Source organism: uncultured Bacteroides sp., from assembly GCF_947632445.1.
Lineage (GTDB): Bacteria > Bacteroidota > Bacteroidia > Bacteroidales > Bacteroidaceae > Bacteroides.
This window is the reverse complement of sequence record NZ_CANRPM010000012.1, coordinates 1-19,415: the sequence shown is the minus strand read 5'-3', so window position 1 is coordinate 19,415 and position 19,415 is coordinate 1. Positions and strand designations below refer to the sequence as shown.

The 19,415-nt window shown below is 45.7% G+C and carries 18 protein-coding genes, 2 tRNA genes and 2 pseudogenes; 15 read left to right on the top strand and 7 right to left on the bottom strand.

Annotation, left to right across the window (positions count from 1 at the left end; genetic code table 11):
* Nucleotide 1 precedes the first annotated feature (1 nt).
* The 5 genes and pseudogenes from Q0Z70_RS04120 to Q0Z70_RS04100 all read left to right on the top strand — a co-directional run.
* The gene (locus Q0Z70_RS04120) at nt 2-412 is read left to right on the top strand and encodes an SRPBCC family protein (RefSeq protein ID WP_298072860.1); all 411 of its coding nucleotides are present in this window, start codon (nt 2-4) and stop codon (nt 410-412) included.
* Between the two features lie 24 nt (nt 413-436).
* Complete coding sequence (gene argH, locus Q0Z70_RS04115) at nt 437-1,780, top strand: argininosuccinate lyase (RefSeq protein ID WP_298072859.1); 1,344 nt, start codon at nt 437-439, stop codon at nt 1,778-1,780.
* 151 nt (nt 1,781-1,931) lie between these two features.
* Nucleotides 1,932-2,006, top strand: a tRNA-Gly gene (locus tag Q0Z70_RS04110).
* A 10-nt stretch (nt 2,007-2,016) separates the two neighbouring features.
* Nucleotides 2,017-2,101 (top strand) — tRNA-Leu (locus tag Q0Z70_RS04105).
* Nucleotides 2,102-2,434: 333 nt separating this feature from the next.
* Nucleotides 2,435-2,716 (top strand): annotated as a pseudogene (locus Q0Z70_RS04100) (transposase); the annotation flags it as partial.
* 209 nt (nt 2,717-2,925) lie between these two features.
* On the opposite strand, the pseudogene Q0Z70_RS04095 reads toward Q0Z70_RS04100, so the two are convergent.
* Nucleotides 2,926-3,252 (bottom strand): annotated as a pseudogene (locus tag Q0Z70_RS04095) (transposase); the annotation flags it as partial.
* Between the two features lie 62 nt (nt 3,253-3,314).
* On the opposite strand from Q0Z70_RS04095, the gene Q0Z70_RS04090 reads away from it, so the two are divergent.
* Nucleotides 3,315-3,572, top strand: coding sequence for a hypothetical protein (locus tag Q0Z70_RS04090; protein WP_298072858.1), 258 nt, complete (start codon nt 3,315-3,317; stop codon nt 3,570-3,572).
* 235 nt (nt 3,573-3,807) lie between these two features.
* Here the strand turns inward: Q0Z70_RS04090 and Q0Z70_RS04085 are convergent, their stop codons facing one another.
* The gene (locus Q0Z70_RS04085) at nt 3,808-4,497 is read right to left on the bottom strand and encodes a transposase (RefSeq protein WP_298072857.1); all 690 of its coding nucleotides are present in this window, start codon (nt 4,495-4,497) and stop codon (nt 3,808-3,810) included.
* Between the two features lie 344 nt (nt 4,498-4,841).
* On the opposite strand from Q0Z70_RS04085, the gene Q0Z70_RS04080 reads away from it, so the two are divergent.
* From Q0Z70_RS04080 to Q0Z70_RS04070, 3 genes are read left to right on the top strand one after another with little or no spacing between them, the layout of a single operon-like run.
* Entirely contained in the window at nt 4,842-5,585 is a 744-nt protein-coding gene (locus Q0Z70_RS04080; RefSeq protein ID WP_298072856.1) for a glycosyltransferase, read from the top strand.
* A 24-nt stretch (nt 5,586-5,609) separates the two neighbouring features.
* Nucleotides 5,610-6,755 carry a glycosyltransferase family 4 protein gene (locus tag Q0Z70_RS04075; protein WP_298072855.1) on the top strand — a complete coding sequence of 382 codons (1,146 nt, stop codon included), beginning with the start codon at nt 5,610-5,612 and terminating at the stop codon, nt 6,753-6,755.
* 34 nt (nt 6,756-6,789) lie between these two features.
* Nucleotides 6,790-7,722, top strand: a complete 933-nt coding sequence (locus Q0Z70_RS04070; protein WP_298072854.1) for a stealth family protein — start codon at nt 6,790-6,792, stop codon at nt 7,720-7,722.
* Nucleotides 7,723-7,726: 4 nt separating this feature from the next.
* Here Q0Z70_RS04070 and Q0Z70_RS04065 read toward each other — a convergent pair whose 3' ends face one another.
* From Q0Z70_RS04065 to Q0Z70_RS04050, 4 genes are all read right to left on the bottom strand, one after another.
* Nucleotides 7,727-8,608, bottom strand: a complete 882-nt coding sequence (locus Q0Z70_RS04065) for a glycosyltransferase family 92 protein (RefSeq protein WP_298072853.1) — start codon at nt 8,606-8,608, stop codon at nt 7,727-7,729.
* Entirely contained in the window at nt 8,605-9,627 is a 1,023-nt protein-coding gene (locus Q0Z70_RS04060; RefSeq protein WP_298072852.1) for a stealth family protein, read from the bottom strand. Before Q0Z70_RS04060 ends, Q0Z70_RS04065 begins: the two co-directional genes overlap by 4 nt.
* 33 nt (nt 9,628-9,660) lie before the next feature.
* Nucleotides 9,661-10,539, bottom strand: a complete 879-nt coding sequence (locus Q0Z70_RS04055) for a lysophospholipid acyltransferase family protein (RefSeq protein WP_298072851.1) — start codon at nt 10,537-10,539, stop codon at nt 9,661-9,663.
* 122 nt (nt 10,540-10,661) lie between these two features.
* Entirely contained in the window at nt 10,662-11,021 is a 360-nt protein-coding gene (locus Q0Z70_RS04050; RefSeq protein WP_298072850.1) for a translation initiation factor, read from the bottom strand.
* A 158-nt stretch (nt 11,022-11,179) separates the two neighbouring features.
* On the opposite strand from Q0Z70_RS04050, the gene Q0Z70_RS04045 reads away from it, so the two are divergent.
* The 3 genes from Q0Z70_RS04045 to ispF are packed head-to-tail and all read left to right on the top strand — an operon-like array spanning nt 11,180 to nt 12,951.
* Nucleotides 11,180-11,836, top strand: a complete 657-nt coding sequence (locus tag Q0Z70_RS04045) for a redox-sensing transcriptional repressor Rex (RefSeq protein WP_298072849.1) — start codon at nt 11,180-11,182, stop codon at nt 11,834-11,836.
* Entirely contained in the window at nt 11,836-12,453 is a 618-nt protein-coding gene (locus Q0Z70_RS04040) for a fumarylacetoacetate hydrolase family protein (protein ID WP_298072848.1), read from the top strand. Before Q0Z70_RS04045 ends, Q0Z70_RS04040 begins: the two co-directional genes overlap by 1 nt.
* Nucleotides 12,454-12,471: 18 nt before the next feature.
* Nucleotides 12,472-12,951 carry a 2-C-methyl-D-erythritol 2,4-cyclodiphosphate synthase gene (gene ispF, locus Q0Z70_RS04035; protein ID WP_298072847.1) on the top strand — a complete coding sequence of 160 codons (480 nt, stop codon included), beginning with the start codon at nt 12,472-12,474 and terminating at the stop codon, nt 12,949-12,951.
* Nucleotides 12,952-13,091: 140 nt separating this feature from the next.
* Here ispF and Q0Z70_RS04030 read toward each other — a convergent pair whose 3' ends face one another.
* Nucleotides 13,092-13,790 carry a rhomboid family intramembrane serine protease gene (locus Q0Z70_RS04030; protein ID WP_298072846.1) on the bottom strand — a complete coding sequence of 233 codons (699 nt, stop codon included), beginning with the start codon at nt 13,788-13,790 and terminating at the stop codon, nt 13,092-13,094.
* Nucleotides 13,791-13,995: 205 nt separating this feature from the next.
* Between Q0Z70_RS04030 and Q0Z70_RS04025 the strand changes: the two genes are divergently transcribed.
* Genes Q0Z70_RS04025 through Q0Z70_RS04015 form a run of 3 tightly spaced genes read left to right on the top strand, consistent with a single transcriptional unit; the run spans nt 13,996 to nt 18,628 of the window.
* Nucleotides 13,996-15,960, top strand: a complete 1,965-nt coding sequence (locus Q0Z70_RS04025) for a glycogen debranching enzyme N-terminal domain-containing protein (RefSeq protein WP_298072845.1) — start codon at nt 13,996-13,998, stop codon at nt 15,958-15,960.
* Nucleotides 15,957-17,225, top strand: a complete 1,269-nt coding sequence (locus tag Q0Z70_RS04020) for a glycosyltransferase family 4 protein (RefSeq protein WP_298072844.1) — start codon at nt 15,957-15,959, stop codon at nt 17,223-17,225. The genes Q0Z70_RS04025 and Q0Z70_RS04020 overlap by 4 nt, the downstream gene beginning before the upstream one ends.
* Nucleotides 17,226-17,242: 17 nt before the next feature.
* Nucleotides 17,243-18,628, top strand: coding sequence for a glycoside hydrolase family 57 protein (locus tag Q0Z70_RS04015; protein ID WP_298072843.1), 1,386 nt, complete (start codon nt 17,243-17,245; stop codon nt 18,626-18,628).
* Nucleotides 18,629-19,415: the final 787 nt, after the last annotated feature.

The following is a 19,415-nucleotide window of genomic DNA, read 5'->3' as shown; positions in this document are numbered from 1 at the left end:
TATGATGAAGTTTGAGAGTAGAGTGAAAGTAATTCCTGCCTCCCAAAGTGCCGTTTATGGCAAATTATCCGATTTGAGCAATCTGGAGAAGATTAAGAGCCGCCTGCCCGAAGACAAAGTGAAGAACCTGGAGTTTACGGCGGATACCCTCAGTGTCGAGATCTCTCCTGTGGGAACCGTTACGCTGGAAATTGTGGAGCGCGAACCCGAGAAGTGCATCAAGTTCGGTACTACCACTTCGCCGCTGCCCTTCAACCTGTGGATTCAGATTGTGTCCACAGGCGAAGCCGAGTGCAAGATAAAGCTTACCATCGGTATGGAGCTCAACCCCTTTATGAAGGTCATGGTGCAAAAGCCCTTGCAGGAAGGGTTGGAGAAGATGGCCGACATGTTGGCCCTGATACAATATTAACAGATTTGTGTGGAGGAGAATGATATGGCACAGAAACTTTGGGAAAAATCAGTACAGGTAAACAAGGATATCGAGCGCTTCACTGTGGGGCGCGACCGCGAAATGGACCTCTATTTGGCCAAGCACGACGTGCTGGGCTCCATGGCTCACATCTCCATGCTTCAGAGTATCGGATTGCTTGAAAAAGACGAATTGGAGCAGCTCTTGGCTGAACTGAAGCAAATTTACGCCCAGGCTGAACGGGGTGAGTTCGTTATCGAGGATGGCGTCGAAGACGTTCATTCACAGGTAGAGCTCATGCTTACCCGCAAGTTGGGCGATGTAGGCAAAAAGATTCATAGCGGCCGTTCGCGCAACGACCAGGTGCTGCTCGACCTGAAACTCTTTACCCGGGAGCAGATTAGGGACATCACCGAAGCCGTTGAACAGCTTTTCGGCGTGCTTATCCGTCAGAGCGATCGCTACAAGGACGTCCTCATGCCCGGTTATACCCATTTGCAGATAGCTATGCCTTCGTCCTTCGGCCTGTGGTTCGGCGCCTATGCCGAGAGCCTCGTGGACGACATGATGTTCTTGCAAGCTGCTTTCCGCATGTGCAACCGCAATCCTCTTGGATCGGCTGCCGGCTACGGCTCGTCCTTTCCACTCGACCGCACGATGACCACCCGTTTGCTGGGCTTCGATTCGATGAACTACAACGTGGTTTATGCCCAAATGGGTCGTGGCAAGATGGAACGTAACGTGGCTTTTGCGTTGGCTACCATCGCTGGAACCCTGTCTAAGCTGGCCTTCGACGCCTGCCTGTTCAATAGCCAGAACTTCGGCTTCGTTAAGCTGCCCGACGAATGTACCACCGGCTCCAGCATCATGCCCCACAAGAAGAATCCCGATGTCTTTGAACTAATCCGTGCCAAGTGCAACAAACTCCAATCACTGCCCCAGCAGATTATGATGATTGCGAATAATCTGCCTTCGGGCTACTTTCGCGACTTGCAGATCATCAAGGAAGTCTTTCTTCCTGCTTTTCGGGAGCTGAAGGACTGCTTGCAAATGACCACCTACATCGTGAACGAAATCAAGGTGAACGAACATATCCTCGACGACGACCGCTATTCGCTCATCTTCAGTGTGGAAGAAGTCAACCGCCTGGCACGTGAAGGCATGCCTTTCCGTGACGCCTACAAGAAGGTGGGACTCGACATTGAGGCTCACCGCTTCACTCCCTGCAAGGAGGTGCGCCACACGCACGAGGGAAGTATCGGCAATCTGTGCAACGACCGCATAACCCGGCTGATGGAGCAAGTAATCGAGGGCTTTAACTTTTCCGCGATGGAGCAGGCTGAAAAGAGCTTGCTGGGGCACGGTTGAAAGTGATGCCTGTGTGGTACTTGTAAAGTAACAGTATCGCGAAGGTTTTCTACAGACGGTGATTTTCTTGTAGAAAACCTTCTTTTTTGTGTAAATGTTTGGCTGTAATGCTGAAACTGCTTATCTTTGCTTCGTTCTTCCAAACAATTCTGCGGAACAGCTCGGTTGGCAAGAGCGCACAACTCTGCCACGGTTGGAAGCGCGAGTTTAAGTCTCGTTTTCCGCTTCAATGGGATGCTCGAATGGTGGAATCGGTAGACACGAGGGACTTAAAATCCCTTGGCCATTGCGGCTGTGCGGGTTCAAGTCCCGCTTCGAGTACTCTAAGGGACAAATCGTCATTTTGGCGGTTTGTCTCTTCTTTTTTATCTCTGTTATCTATTGAAAATGAATAATTTAAGAGAAAGAACCCATTCACTCTGATAGGTTCAATATCGTCCTTATTTTTGTCGTACACAAATCCTTCTGGAAAAACGAGATTTTGCAATCGCCTTTTTCCTTCCAATCCTTGTAACTGCCACATTTCAAATAGGTTATTACGCATCTTGAACGAAAAATCGAGGTATTTGTCGAGGTTCATGAATTAGTCAAGACTTAATCTGACAGTTTTTGTCCGATAGTAAACAAACTGTCAGATTAAGTCTTGACTAATTCAGATTATTCGTGGACGGCATACAACTTATAACCAAGTTAAAAAGCAATATGAAAAGAGCACTGATGTCACTTTCAGACAAATTACTTCTCAGGAAACGGGTCATTATCGAAACCGTCAATGACGAACTCAAAAATATAGCACAAGTGGAACATTCAAGGCATGGAACCTTTGATAATTTTATTGTCAACCTCTTGAGTGCAATTGCCGCATATTGCTGTTTTCCAAAGAAGCCGTGTATCAATGTCATGAGAACGATTGACACACAGCTTGCATTGTTTTGAATTCGTCGAACTCACGTTAAATTATCTTATAGGTTTTGATATAAAAAGGAGGCCAACCCAAAAGTGAAGTTTGAGGACGGCCTCTTTTTTTTAGGCAGAGAGATAATCGGTTGCACTTTTTTGATTGCAGCCGATTTCTTTGTTTTGTCCGTGGAGTGTTTTTGACTTATCCCCGTCATGTGCGGCCGTAGATGGCCCACGCAGGTCTCCTATGCGGTTGCCAAAGCTGGATTCTGCTCCTTCGTCCTGCCCGTGCGGATCACCGCGCACTTCCTGAGATTGTGGGCAAGCGCGACGAGGCCGAACTCGACCCTTACTTTCCTGTTCAACCTGAGGCGGAACCGCTTGAAGCCGTGGTTGAACTTGATGTCCCCGAAGACGGCCTCAGGTTCGACGGGACGGTTGCTGCGGTGCATCATCCCGCGTTCGCTGGTGAGCAGCTCCCTTGCCTGTCTCTTGAACCCGTTGGCCATGTGGTTAACCTCCACGGTTCTCCTGTCAGGCCTTCCTTTGTAGCACATTCCCCTGAACGGGCATCCCTTGCAGTTGAGAACCTGTACACGGCCACTTCCGACCTATAGCCGGGATCTGAAACGGGGTGTCGTGTGCCGCACCTCTCCATGTGCTGTCCCATGGGGCATACATAGTAGCCCTCCGCCGCATTGTAGTACATGTTCCGGACGAGGAAGGCATTGTCGGCATACCTGCATCTTATCTCGGCGTGGAACATCGGGTACTTGACATACGCATCCATGCCGCTGTCCGCCATGTACGCGTAGTTCTCCTCGCTGCCGTATCCGGAGTCAGCCACGACCTCTTCGCTCTGCGTCCCGTATCTCTCCCTGAAGGAGGCTAGAAACGGTATCATCGTACCCTAGTCCGTAGGCCTCCAGTAGATGCCGTAGTTGGTGATGAACCGGTTCTCCGTCGCTATCTGCATGTTGTATCCCGGCTTGGTCTGTCCGTTTCTCATCGCATCCTCCTTCATCCTCATAAAGGTGGTATCAGATCCGTCTTGCTGTAACTGTTCCTCTCTCCCATGGTCTCCAGATGCCTCTCGTACGACTTCAGCTTCGGAAGGGACTCGTCCTTCACTTCTTCACGCTCCTGCGTAGCTTCCTGTCGCTGATGCCCTGCCCGTCCATCTTTCGGAGTATCCTTCCGGTTCGTTTCGGAAGCCCCTCTACGCAAGGCTCCTCTTTCGTACATTCCGCATCCTCGCCGGCGAGGACAGACTCCGCCGTCTTCAGTACCGCGTCAACTTTCGCCTCCAGCCTCGCCTTGTTCTTCTCGACGCTGCCCTTCCACACGAAGGTGTACTTGTTCGCCGCTGACTCTATCTTCGTCCCGTCTATGTACTGGACCTTCAGCGACACCAGACCCTCCCCGTTCACCAGAACCACCGTTTGAGGGAACAGCTCCTCAAAGCGACCGTCGCACAGCCGCTCGCTGCGGAAGCGGTTTATCGTAAGGAAATCCGGACTGGACATCCCCGACAGCCACATGTAATTCACGTTCTCGTGCAACAGGCTCTCCATCCTGCGACCGGAGTAGACGTTGCACATGTAGGAACACACGATCACCTTCAGCAGCATTCGCGGATGGAAGCTGCTCGTGCCCCCGCCCTTGTAGGTCGACTCTATGCCGGAGATGTCCAGTCTGTCTATTATCGCGCTGACCGTCCTTACGGGATGATTCTCAGGAATGAGTTCGCCCAGTGACGGAGGAAAAAGAAGGCTGTCGTTTTGATTGTAGGATTTATGTACTATCTTTGCACTCATGGTAAATGATTGATTGTTTTTTTGTTTCACACTTTAAATATAATAAACATTTACCATAAAAACAACGGTTATCTTCTTTATCTTCAAGAGGATAACCGTTAATTTATATATCCTGAAGAAGTTTCAGGATGCAATGAAAAGAGGGTAACCTTTTGAACCATTTCGAATGGCTTTTGGGTCACCCTCTTTTTTGCCTGTTAAGGAATTGGGTTGACGAGAATAATTCCTCCTGTAGATAGCTCTGTTTCTCGTTTATTGTATTATCTTTGCGCATTCCCTTGCGGAGAATTAATTGGTAGAAGAATATGAATCCGAGCAGGCCAAAACAAAAAGTCGTTGTGTCCATGACTTCATTCCCGGCAGCGATACCGTATGCGGTACGGGCCATTCAATCTATTTTGGACGGTTCTGTCCTTCCCGATAAGGTTGTGCTTTATCTTACCTATTCACAATTTGATGGAAGTGGAATTCCGCAGGAGTTGCTTGGACTTGCTGACCGGAATCCTATTTTTGAGATACGGAATTACGATCGGGATATCCGTTCGTACCGTAAACTAATCCCTGCATTGTCGGATTTCCCCGATGCGGTAATTGTGACGGTGGATGATGATGTGGCATATCACAAACACATGTTGCGGTCTTTGTTGCGTCTGCATGAACAGTTGCCCAAGGCCGTATTGGCGCACCGTGCCAAACGTATGAAGCCGGGTCTGCCTTACCGCAAATGGAGCAAATATAGATGGTACAGCTTTGTGTTGAAGAGAATCCATTCCGGCTTTATGAATATACAGACCGGTGTGGGCGGAGTGTTGTATCCACCTCATTCTTTGAAATCTGATATGCTAAACGTAGATTTATTTACCCAAATTGCCCCGACGACCGATGATATCTGGTTTTGGGCGGCAGCGGTGGCCAATGGTACTCCGATTGTTCCTGTTCCGTTCGGGTACAATAAGCCACGGGGATTGCATAAGCCGCGTGAATTGTCTTTGAAGACTGCGAATTTCAAATCGGGAACAGATCGGAACGCTGCAGTACTGGCGAACATTCTGAAGCTGTATCCTGAAATCAGTCAACAAATCAAATAGAAAAGAAATGCCGTGAATTTTGAGATGGAAAAGAGAAAGAAAATCATCGGGTTTATATTTGAGAAAAACCCGTTTATTGATCGTAAAGCATGGAGTGGTACAATCTTCAAAATTCGGGAAGGAATCGAAAATGCCGGCTATGAGGTAAAGTGGATATGTTCACGCCCCAATGGAGTGATGAAACTTCTATATCGGGTTTTCTCTAAACTTCGGTATCGGCATATCAAAATAGCATATAATCGGGACTATTGCAAGCTCAGTGCACGCAGTATTGACAAGGAACTGTATAAGGGATGCGACTACCTGTTTGTACCTTGCAACTCAGGCCTGCTCCCTTACCTTCCTAAAAATATTCCCATCATCTTCTATACAGATACGACCCATCGGCTGATGGTAGGCTATTATTGGAAGAAAAAGCTCTCCCTCAAGACCATAGAACATGGGGAAGAGTGCGAACGGGCGGGCATCCATTGTGCCACACTAAACTTGCGCTCATCGCATTGGGCAGCCGCTTCTGTGGTGAATGATTACGATTATAATCCTCAAAAGACCTATGTGATAGAGTTTGGGGCAAACATTGACGATATTGACCTGATGTCAAACGAACTGAGCTACACCGCTGGAGAAACCGTTAATATCTTTTTCTCAGGGGTGGAGTGGCAGCGCAAGGGAGGCGATGTGGCTGTTGAGACCGTTCGGTTGCTTAACGAACAGGGTGTCAAAGCCCGGTTGGTGATTGCCGGTATCAGAAATCTGCCTTCAAAGTATGCGGGATTGCCCTACATAGATTACGTTGGTTTTCTCAACAAGAATAACCCGGAAGAATATCGCCGCTATGTACAACTTTGGAAGAAGACTACTCTTTTTCTGCTACCTACGCAGGCAGAGTGTTCGGCGATTGTCTATTGTGAAGCATCAGCCTATGGCGTGCCTATCTTTACGTATGATACGGGCGGCACGGGCGATTACGTTGTCGATGGAATGAACGGTTATAAATTGCCCCTGCATAGCACTGCCGCTGACTTTGCGGATTGCATCAAGCGTAACCTCAATGTTGAGGCATTGCAGGCTTTGCATGAAGGTGGTTTACACCTTTATAAGAAGAAACTCAGTTGGTCAGCATGGAGTCGCAGGTTTCGGGAGATAATGGAAGAGAACGGGATGGGTTAAGGCACAAAATTGATAAAATCGAGGATACAAACAGATGGATATAGATTTAGTATATCTTTGGGTGGATGGAAATGACCCGGAGTGGCGGGCAAAACATAATGCTGTTATCGGTCGCACGGAAGAAGGCTCGGCTGTCAATTGTGAAGGGCGGTATGCCAATCATGATGAATTGAAGTACAGTCTGCGCTCGGTCTATCGGTATGCGCCTTGGATACGAAAGGTGTTTATCGTTACAGACCGACAGACACCGGTATGGCTGGACACTTCCAATCCGAAAGTGCGGATTGTGGATCATACAGAGATTATGCCAGTTGCCTGTTTGCCTTGTTTCAACTCTTCCCTGATTGAGCATTTCCTGTGTCAGATACCGGGACTTTCCGAATATTTTCTGTATGCGAATGACGATATGTTTATCAACAGGCCTGTCTCCCCTGAAGATTTCTTTGCACAAGATGGGCTGCCGATTATTCGATTCAACCGCCGGCCTTTCAGAAAATGGATTCTGCTATGTAAAGAACGTATATTGCACAAAAGTTTGAGTAACTACAACTTGATTATACACAATGCCGCTAAGTTGGTGGAAGAAAGATATGGTCGTTACTATGGTGGAAAGGCGCATCATAATATAGATGCGTATCGGAGGAGTGATTTACGGTACGTAGAGGATGTTTTCAGAGATGCAATAGAGAAAACCTATCCCAATCACGTAAGGTGTGCAAACGATATTCAAAGAAGCCTGTTTTATTATGCTGCTTTGGCTGAAAAACGGGGACATTTGCATTATATTACTCAAAAAACATCCTTTCGATTTCATATAGACAATCTGAAACATTACGGAAAATTGGAGAAATATAATCCGATGCTGTTCTGCATGAATGATTCTCAGTATGCCAATGACAATGACCGGAGAAGAGTTGCGGTTTTTCTGGAGAAACGTTTCCCTGAGAAATCTCCGTTTGAGCAATAGCGGTTCAGGCTTTTTCTTGGATATCGTTGAGGTCATACTTGTCAAAATATTCCCTCGGAACTGTTTTTTGGGTGCCGCTGGCTCTGCCTCGAACCTGTTTTTCCCTGAATTCTTCATAAGACCTGACCGCGTAATGGTTAATGCGGATAATGTCTTGTTGTGGTTCGCGTTCCCGAAAGTGTTTTCTAATCGGATTGCCATGTGAGTCGGCCGCATTCCCCTTTATCTGTGCGGCTTCATGGCAGCCAATCATCGTAAAGACTCGTCGTGGATTGACTATGCTTTTTACGTGCCGATTTAAGAGATGGCTCGGAATCGAATGCCATTTGAACCGCTCCATCATGGTGCCGGGCATCTTCTTCTCAGCTCCACTACTACCGTAAATTAGCCAATTAATTTCGACGGCGGGGAAGTCCTCAAACCGGTGTAGGAATGCGGGGATTGTAGGGTCTTGTATGGGAACAATGAATTCGTCCAAATCAATGAAGGCTATCCAACGTGAAGCTAAACGGTGCCTTTCCAAGCAATCATCATAAGCGGCAAGCTGTCGCCTATATCCCGGAAAGTAGGTGTATTCTACCAGTCCCGACTCAATATAGGGGAGAAGTACTTCTTTTGTGCAATCTGTACTTTCATTATCGTAGATGTAAAACTTTTCAACGCCCTGTTTGTGATGCCATTCTATCCATTCCTTGAAATAAGGCCCTTCATTTTTAGCTATGGCACAAACCGCCAAGTAATATTGTGGTGAGGTATGATCATGCTTCATCCGATATTTCAGTCTGATTGCATTGAAAAGTCCGTAACGCAAAAGACCGCGCCATCTGTTCCGGGTCATTTTGTGAGGGATGACTCCTGCTATAATTTCTGCAAGAACTTTATTCATGGTTGATCGATGATTGGTTGGGAATATTCATGTTCAAAGCTTGATTTCTCAGGCAAAATATGTTCGAAAGCATTTCGGATATTCTCCATCACTTGTGCATAGTTGCGGATATGTACGTTGTCGTTCAGGCAAATCAGTGAATAGGTTTGTTCATAAATCGCTTTTACTGCTTGTTTGGGGTGTATCATAAGGGGGAGCATTTTGGTATCGCTGTACGTGTTGTAAGGTTCAAAGTTCCCTCGACAGATTTGCCAAGTGCGGAACAGTTCCGGCGTATAATCAGTCAAAGCACGGAATCGGTTGACGGATGTTTCGGTCAGTTCTTTCTCGGCTACGGCCCATACTTCCTCAAAAGTGGTTTTCAGATAAGGCTGTGCATTATGTGGTGTACGGAGGGTAATAAATTTGCCATAGGGTTTTAAAATATAGTTCCACCAAGCTTTTGAACCATAGCTTTTATCGAACCATTTGTCGTGGAAGCGAGCCATTACCTCTTTTTTGTCGAAGTGTCGGTTGATGATTCTCAAGTTGTTCTTAATTCTTTTGTACCATTGTGACCATGAGGGATTGTATAAGAAAGTGGCAATGTCGCAGGGCAACCCATTCTTGAAGAAACGTTCTATTCCAATGGTATTCGTAATGTAAAAGTCGTCATTGAAATAGACAAAGTGCTCTGCTAAATCGGGAATTTTATGCAGATATCGTTCTATCACCACGGAATTATAAGTAGGCAGGAATGGTTTAGGAATATAATCCTTGTGACTTACAAGATTGAGCTTCGGGTTGTTTTCGTCGAGCCATTCGGGTTTCTGTCCGCTGGTCACGAAGTGTATCTTTCGAACCCATGGAGCAAACTTTTCCACTCCGCGAAACCAGTATTTCAAGAGGCCGTAATCGCGAAAGCGAGCTTCGGAGACTCCGTTCTTTGTATTGTCCTTGTTCTCCGAGTATTTCATAAAATCCGCTTGCCATTTTGGATCGTTCATGTCAACCCAGGTGATTACAAAATCAATATCCATATTCATAAGAACTTCTTAAAAATGATTCAATGTTTATGTGTCCAGCTTCTCAGCATGCTTGAAACGCTTGTGTGTCCACAAGTATAGTTCCGGTTGTTGCAGAATGGTTTGCTCCAGTTGCTGGAAATAGAGAGCTGTCAATTCGAAATCGGGTAGTGATTGTGGATGTTCGTGAAGACGGATGAAAGCGGCTTCATAATATCCTCGCCGGATTCTTTTAACATTTAGGTAAAAGGATTCGAATCCGTAGTGTTTTGTGATTTTTTCCGAACCTGTTAGGACGGGGGTCTTGTGATGCAAGAAGGGGAGAAAATGGTGTACTTCCCTCTTCTTAGGTGACTGGTCAGCTATAAATCCGATGATACAAACCTTGTGGTGGGTGGCCAGTTCGGTGATGTAGCGGGCTGTCTTGTACATTTCAACGCAGATACCTCCCATACGCTCACGGATATGCAGCATCAGACGTTCCATGTTTTTGTTGCGTAACTTGTGGTAAATCTGGATACCTGTTGCACTCTTTTCCAACCACAAGGGCATGGAAGAAACCCATTCCCAATTTCCGTAGTGCCCTATGTAGATAGAAATGGATTTACCTTGTCTCAACATTGAATTTACAGCTTCGGTATTTGTGAACTGCATTCTATGTTTTAATTCTTGAGAGGAAATGGAGGCCAGTTTACAACTTTCGAGCATCATGTCGATGAAAAAGTGATAGAATTTTTTTTCTATCTGCCTGATTTCAGGCAAACTCTTTTCTGGGAAAGATTCCGTTAGGTTCTTTCGTACAATCCTACGACGGTAGCGAACAAGGTAATATAACGGGTAGAACAAACCGTCTGACAGGATGTAAAGCATACGGAAAGGAATGTATGACAGTAGCTTTAGAAAAAAATGAAGCAAACGATATACCATAATATGTGTTCATTATTGCTTTACTGAAAATACGTTGCAAATATACGAAGAATATGCAGAATGGGAAAAACTTAAGTGATGGAATGCGCCATTAAGGTGATTCCATGTTATTGTTGGTACTGTTATCCCACGGGTTTTGTTTGTGTGTATCCTTCTTGTTTCAGTAATTCGATAATTTTTTGTTTGAAGTCGCCTTGTACGATGACTTTGCCGTCCTTGGCACTGCCACCTACGCCACATTTGTTCTTTAACATTCGTCCTAATTCTTTTAAGTCATCGTCGGTGCCCACAAAGCCGGTAATGAGGGTCACTACTTTGCCACTACGGTTCTTACTATCAAGTTGTACCCGTAATTTTTGTTGATTGGGAGAGAGGGTCTCGGTCTCATCTGTATTCATTGTTCCGTATTGGAAATTAGGGTTAGTGGAGTAGACCACATTCAAACGCTCCTTCCAATCGTTATGTTTGCTGCTTTTTGCCATGATAAGGGTGATTATAAGTTCGCATCAAAAGTACGGTTTTGAGATGAAACTTCCAATCTGACGTAGAATTTATGTTAAGCTTTTCTGTGCATTCTCTCGGACATTGGAAAAAAAACAGTACTTTTGTCCGTTACAATCTGATAAATTTATAGAAAACGATGAGCAGTTTGTTGCAGAATAAAGAGTCCTTGCGGGTGCCGGAGCCGACGTTGCGACGCCTTCCGTGGTATCTTTCTAATGTCAAGTTGCTGAAACAGAAAGGAGAACGTTTTGTCTCCTCAACTCAAATATCTAAAGAAATTAATATTGACGCCTCGCAGATAGCTAAGGATCTTTCGTATGTCAATATTTCGGGACGTACGCGAGTGGGGTATGAGATAGATACGTTAATTGCTGTGCTGGAAGATTTTTTGGGTTTCACTAATTTACACAAGGCTTTTCTGTTTGGCGTAGGAAGTCTGGGTGGTGCCTTGCTTCATGACTCAGGGCTACGTCACTTTGGGCTTGAGATTGTGGCAGCCTTTGATGTCAATCCTTTGCTGGTGGGGTCGAAACTGAATGGCATCCCTATCTTTCATACCGACGATTTTCCTCGGAAGATGCAGGAGTACGATGTGAATATTGGGGTACTGACGGTACCTATCGAGATAGCTCAGCAAATAACGGATTATATGGTGGAGGGCGGCATTAAGGCCGTGTGGAACTTTACGCCTTTCCGAATCCGTGTGCCAGAGTCCATTGTCGTGCAGAACACTTCACTTTATGCCCATCTGGCGGTAATGTTCAACCGCCTTAACTATAACGAAATCAAGTAATGAAGATTATAGCTGTAGGAATGAACTATGCCTTGCACAACCGGGAGCTGGGGCATAAACAGGAAAACAAGGAACCGGTGATTTTTCTGAAGCCCGACTCGGCTATCCTGAAGAACGGCAAACCTTTTTTCCTTCCTGATTTTTCGAATGAGGTACATTATGAAACTGAAGTGGTGGTACGCATCTGTCGTTTGGGTAAATGTATTGCGCCACGTTTCGCTCACCGCTATTATGATGCAGTGACAGTAGGTATTGACTTTACCGCTCGCGATATGCAGCGTCGCTTCCGTGAGGCAGGTAATCCATGGGAACTCTGCAAGGGTTTCGATGGTTCGGCTGCTATTGGTGATTTTGTGCCGTTAGTCGAGGGCGAAAGCGATGTGCAACGGTTGAAATTCCATCTCGATATTGATGGGAAAACGGTGCAACAAGGATGTACTGCCGATATGCTGTTCCGTGTGGACGACATCATTGCTTACGTAAGTCGTTTCATGACGTTGAAGATCGGCGACCTGCTCTTTACAGGTACGCCTATGGGCGTAGGTTCTGTGAGTATCGGGCAGCATCTGCAGGGCTATCTGGGCGGCAAAAAACTGCTTGATTTCCATATCCGATAATAATAGACAGACGATTTAATGAAAATACGTGTAGGTTTCGGTTTCGATGTTCACCGGTTGGTGGAAGGCCGTGAATTGTGGTTGGGTGGCATCCGTTTGGAGCACGAGATGGGGCTTTTGGGACACAGCGATGCTGATGTGTTGATACATGCCATTTGCGATGCCTTGTTGGGAGCCGCTAATATGCGTGACATTGGCTATCATTTCCCTGATACGGCAGGTGAGTTCAAGAACATTGATAGTAAAGTGTTACTGAAGAAGACCGTGGATCTAATTCTCACAAAGGGTTATAAGGTAAGCAACATTGACGCCACCGTCTGTGCTGAACGCCCCAAGTTGAAAGCGCATATCCCTGAGATGCAGCAGACTTTGGCTCGTGTGATGGGTGTGGATGCGGACGACGTGTCTATCAAAGCTACTACAACCGAGAAGCTGGGTTTCACTGGCCGCGAGGAAGGCATTTCGGCTTATGCGACGGTGCTGGTGGAAAAACTTTAAGTATGTATTGCTTGAATACCTGTATCAGCGTATGGCAGCGATGCTCTAATCCGAGAAAGGCGTTTTTATTTTGGGGGCATTCATATAGTTGCCTCATTTTGTAATTCAGATCGTGCTTGTTGATGATCGCACGCACATTGCTATTCTATTTTTAAATCTTTATTATCAGGCCTTTCTGTCTTTGTAGAATCAATCCTTTCTTTTTCGTCTGAATTTGTCTCATCGACAATAGTGCCTTCTTCGTTTTCTTCGTCGGCAAAGGGATCGGGCTGTTGCGGACCATATTTTATGAAGCCGACGGCGCACAGCATACCTGCTATAGCTCCACCCATGTGGCCTTCCCATGAAGTAGTGACCTTGGCAAACTGGGGGAACATATTCCATACTAATCCGCCGTAAAGGAATGTAATCAACAACGAGAGGGCTATGAGAGGCGCGTGTTTACGGAAAATGCCGCTGAAAAACAAAAAGAAAGCCAGACCATAGATGAGCCCGCTGGATCCGATGTGCCATCCACTCTTGCCGAAAAGGAAGGTGAAAATACCACTGCCAATCCATATTAAGAAAAATATATATGGGGCGATACTACGATAGAAATAAAACAAACACCAGGACAGGAAAAACAGTGGAAGTGTATTGGCGGCCAGATGCTTGAAGTTGCTGTGCACAAGTGGATGGGCAAAGATGCCGAAGAGTCCTCGTTTTTCCATAGGATAGATACCCAAGCGCGTGAAATTCCAGTCCATTCCTACTTCTAAAATCTTTAACATATACAGGATGAACAGGAAGAAAAGAGGAATTACGGCAGCCAGGAAAATTCTTCGTATATCTCGTTTCATAAGTCGCTCAAATAGCTTTTTGATAAGTGGCATGTGCTAATTGGATGCAATACTACGATTATTTGCTCGAAAATCGAAAAAAAAAGCTTTTTTTATTTTGGGTATATACATTAATTCGTATTTTTGACATGGCTACAGATAGCAGATAGCTGTAGTGCATAGTGAAACCGATTTTTTTAATCTTTAATTTAAATAATGCACAACTATGAGTTATTTACGATTTGACAAGACGCTGATGATTAATTTGGAGGAGTCGCTCCCTCGTGAAATACTCCGTACAAATAAATCAGGCGCCTATCATTGTACAACGATTGTGGATTGTAACACACGCAAATATCATGGTTTGTTGGTAATTCCGGTACCCAACTTGGATGATGAGAATCATGTGTTACTCTCTTCTTTGGATGAAACGGTAATTCAGCATGGTGCAGAGTTTAACCTGGGATTGCACAAGTATCAAGGTAATCATTTCAGTCCCAACGGACATAAATATATCCGTGAGTTCGACTGTGAGCATATCCCGGCGACAACTTACCGTGTGGGAGGTGTTGTTCTCCGTAAGGAGAAGATTTTCGTACATCACGAGAGCCGCATTCTGATACGTTACACTTTGGTTGATGCCCATTCGGCTACGACCTTGCGCTTCCGGCCTTTCTTGGCTTTTCGTAGTGTACGCGAATACACGCATGAGAATTCCCAAGCCAGCCGTGACTATCAGTTGGTGGAGAATGGTATCAAGACCTGCATGTATCCCGGTTATCCAGAGTTATTCATGCAGTTGAACAAGAAAAACGAGTTCCATTTCCAACCTGATTGGTACAGGGGAATTGAGTATCCTAAAGAACAGGAACGTGGCTACGATTTCAATGAAGACCTTTACGTACCCGGTTATTTTGAAGTGGATATTAAGAAAGGCGAGAGTATTGTCTTTTCTGCCGGTATATCTGAAACAGATACCCGCAAGTTGAAACAAGTATTTGAAACGGAAGTGGCTGACCGTACTCCGCGTGACAGCTTCTTCCATTGTCTGAAAAACTCCGCTCATCAGTTCCACAACAAACAAGGAGGCGAGCACTATGTATTGGCAGGCTATCCTTGGTTTAAATGTCGTGCCCGTGATTTGTTCATTGCTTTACCAGGTCTGACGTTGGCTATTGACGAGCAGGATGAATTCGAAGATGTGATGAAGACGGCCGAAAAAGCATTGCGTCAATATATGATTGGGGAGACCTCTACGTACAAGATTTATGAAATGGAACATCCCGATGTCTTGTTATGGGCCATCTGGACGTTACAACAATATGCCAAGTTTACTTCGCGTGAGCGTTGTCGTCAGATGTACGGCCAGCTTTTGGAAGATTTGTTGGAATACATCCGAGGCCGTAGGCATGACAACCTGTTCCTGCACGATAACGGGCTGCTTTATACCAATGGCACGGAACATCCGGTAACTTGGATGAATTCTACGGCCAATGGTCTGCCGGTAGTTCCGCGTACAGGATATGTAGTTGAGATCAATGCTCTTTGGTACAATGCTTTGCGCTTCGTAGCCGATATGGTTCGCGAAGGTGGGAATGAGGTTTTGGCTAATGCACTTGATGAACAGGCTGAAGTGACTGGGAAATCGTTTATCGAGGTTTTCCGTAATGAATATGGTTATTTGTTCGACTATGTAGACGGTTACATGATGGACTGGAGCGTTCGTCCGAACATGATCTTCACGGTTGCTTTCGACTACTCTCCGTTGGACCGCGTACAAAAGCGTCAGGTACTGGATATTGTAACCAAAGAATTGCTTACTCCCAAGGGCCTTCGTACACTGAGTCCCAAAAGTGGCGGGTACAATCCGAATTATGTAGGCCCTCAGATGCAGCGTGACTATGCTTATCATCAAGGAACGGCATGGCCGTGGTTGCTGGGCTTCTATATGGAAGCTTATCTGCGCGTCCACAAGTTGAGTGGCATTTCGTTTGTCGAAAGACACCTTATTGGTATGGACGACGAAATGGAACGCCACTGTATCAGCACCTTGCCGGAGTTGTTCGACGGTAACCCGCCTTTTGTGGGGCGCGGTGCTATTTCGTTTGCTATGAATGTGGCCGAAATTCTGCGTATATTGAGTTTGTTGTATAAGTATGAACAAATACAGAAAGAGGAGGAACGCAAATGAAAGTGTTAATGTTTGGATGGGAATTTCCTCCCAAAATCTACGGTGGTCTGGCGGTTGCTTCCTATGGAATAACCAAAGGATTGAGTTTGCAGGGGGACGTTGAAACGACGTTCTGCATGCCTAAGCCTTCAGGCGAGGAAGAACGTTTCCTCAAGATTGTGGGTATGAATCAGGTTCCGGTCGTATGGCGGGATGTGAACTACGATTACCTGAAGTCTCGCCTTTACGGACAGATGACGCCGGAAGAATATTATGCTTATCGTGACCATATTTATGCAGATTTCTCTTATATGCATGTCAATGACTTGGGATGTATGGAGTTTGCAGGAGGATATCCGGGCAATCTGCATGAAGAAATCAACAATTTTTCCATTATAGCCGGTGTGATAGCCCGTAAGGAGCAGTTTGACATTATTCATGCGCACGACTGGCTGACTTATCCGGCTGGCGTACACGCCAAGATGGTAAGTGGACGTCCATTGTGCATCCATGTACATGCTACGGATTTCGACCGCTCTCGTGGTAAAGTGAATCCGACGGTCTATTCCATTGAGAAGAACGGTATGGACTATGCCGACTGTATTATGTGCGTGTCCGAATTGACTCGCCGCACGGTTATTAATGAATACCATCAGGATCCGCGTAAAGTATTTGCCATGCACAATGCGGTATATCCTCTTTCTCAGGATTTAGAGGACATCCCACGTCCCGATCATTCAAAAGAGAAGATCGTCACTTTCCTGGGACGTATTACTATGCAGAAAGGGCCGGAATATTTCGTGGAAGCGGCAGCCATGGTGTTGAAACGTACCCGTAACATCCGATTCGTTATGGCTGGTTCGGGTGATATGCTGAACGCAATGATTAATTTGGCTGCAGAACGTGGTATTGCGGACAGATTTCATTTTCCGGGTTTTATGAAAGGAAGACAGGTATATGAAGTTTATAAGAACAGCGATGTATTTGTGATGCCGTCTGTGTCGGAGCCTTTTGGCATTGCTCCGTTGGAGGCAATGCAGTGTGGCACGCCTTCCATTATCTCCAAGCAGTCGGGTTGTGGTGAGATTTTGGACAAGGTCATCAAAGTTGACTATTGGGACATCCATGCTATGGCCGATGCCATTTATTCCATCTGTACGAACCACTCTCTTTTTCATTATCTTCAGGAAGAAGGCAAGAAAGAGGTCGATGGAATCACTTGGGAAAAGGTAGGCTTGCGCATCCGTGCCCTTTATGAGAATGTATTAAGAAACTATGGTAAATAACAAAACAAGAATAGGAAATGAGAACGATTTGTCTTTATTTTGAAATACATCAGATCATTCAGTTGAAACGTTATCGTTTCTTTGATATCGGCACTGATCATTATTACTACGATGACTATGCCAATGAGACCAGCATCAGCGATGTGGCTGAGCATTCATATATTCCCGCGTTGAGTACCTTGATCGACATGGCGAAGAATTCCGGCGGTGCTTTTAAGGTAGCTTTGTCTATTTCAGGTGTAGCTTTGGAGCAGTTGGAAATGTACACTCCGTATGTTATCGACTTGTTGCATCAGCTCAATGATACCGGTTGTTGTGAGTTCCTGGCCGAACCTTATTCGCACGGCCTTTCTTCTTTGGCCAACGAAGAGTGCTTCCGTGAAGAAGTGCTTCGCCAAAGTGCCAAGATGAAACAGATGTTTGGTAAGACTCCTAAAGTGTTCCGCAATTCAAGCTTGATCTATAACGATGAAATCGGTGCTATGGTAGCCGATATGGGTTTCAAGGGCATGTTGACCGAGGGTGCCAAGCACATCTTGGGCTGGAAGAGTCCGCACTATCTCTACCACTGCAGCATGAACCCGAACCTGAAGCTTCTGTTGCGCGATTTCAAACTCTCGGACGATATCAGCCTTCGTTTCTCTAACTCAGATTGGAGCGAATATCCGCTGTTTGCTGATAAGTATATCTCTTGGATCGACTCTTTGCCACAAGAAGAGCAGGTCATCAATATCTTCATGGAACTTTGTGCGTTGGGTAAGTATCAGCCGTTGTCTTCCAATATTCTGGAGTTCCTCAAGGCGTTGCCGGCTTGTGCAAAGGAAAAGGGTATCACATTCTCTACGCCGACGGAGGTTGTGACGAAGCTGAAATCCGTATCTCAGCTCGATGTATCTTATCCCTTGTCATGGGTCGACGAAGAAAGAGACACCAGCTGCTGGTTGGGTAATGTGATGCAGCGTGAGGCATTCAACAAGCTGTATAGTGTGGCCGAACGTGTACACCTTTGTGATGATCGTCGCATTAAGCAGGACTGGGACTATCTTCAGGCCAGTAATAACTTCCGCTTTATGACGACGAAGCGCTCCAGCCTTTCCCTTTATCGCGGCATATACGAGTCTCCGTATGATGCATTCACCAACTACATGAATATTTTGGGTGACTTTATCAAACGTGTGGATTCCTTGTATCCGGTAGACATCGACAACGAGGAACTGAATGCTTTATTGACTACAATCAAAAATCAGGGAGACGAAATCGAGGGACTGAACAAAGAACTCGAAGAAGCTCATGCTAAGCTGGGTAAGGTTGTAGAAGAAAAACCTGTGAAAAAAGCGGCTCCCAAGAAGCCTGCCATAAAAGCCGCTACGGCAAAGAAAGCTACAAAGAAAACGGAAGCCTAAGAATGGGGCTTGCGTGACAAACTGAATAAAGAACGGTCGGTGTGCAAACACTGACCGTCTTTTTTATCAACCGGAGGAAGGCCGCATACCGAGTGTCACTTTACGGCTGTCATGTAGATGTTTAGCGTTCCAAAGCTACTCTTTAGAATACTAAAGTAACGAGAATTCGACATAAAATCAAAAGACAGCAAGTTGCCCGTCCTTGATAAAGTTCACTTCAATGGCGGGTTTCTTTTCAATGTAACAACAGACTGGGATAGCTGACAATGAATCGACAATGAAATGTCTATTTCCTTCCGCTGCCATGCAGCACTTCCTGAAGTTCCGACGCAGTGCTGCGTGAGGGTGTCATGCAGTGCTTTCTGAAGAGGGGACGAAGCACTTCGTCAGAGGGTCAGCAAACACGGCGTCAGGACGGAATGAATTGCCCGTGAAAAAAAGAGGAAGAAAAACGAGGTTTTGGCACGGGTATAACAGTCCTGTCAACAATATCGCTTCATTATCAGTAAGTTACGACGACAGTGACAGCAGCTGTGAAAACTTTATGAAATACAATAAAAAATAGGCTGCCTTTAAAGGCAAGGTATTTTTTATTTTTTCACGGAAATGTTTACCAAAGACTCAGTCCTGTCAACAATATCCATTGATAATCAGGCGATTTTGTTGACAGGACTATTTTGAGCCCCCCCCTCCCGGATTATTTCCAAAGTGATTTGACTAGTCCTGAATAACCGTTACAGTTATTGGACAAAAATAAATTATTTATTACAGTTCAGCAAGGTTAGTC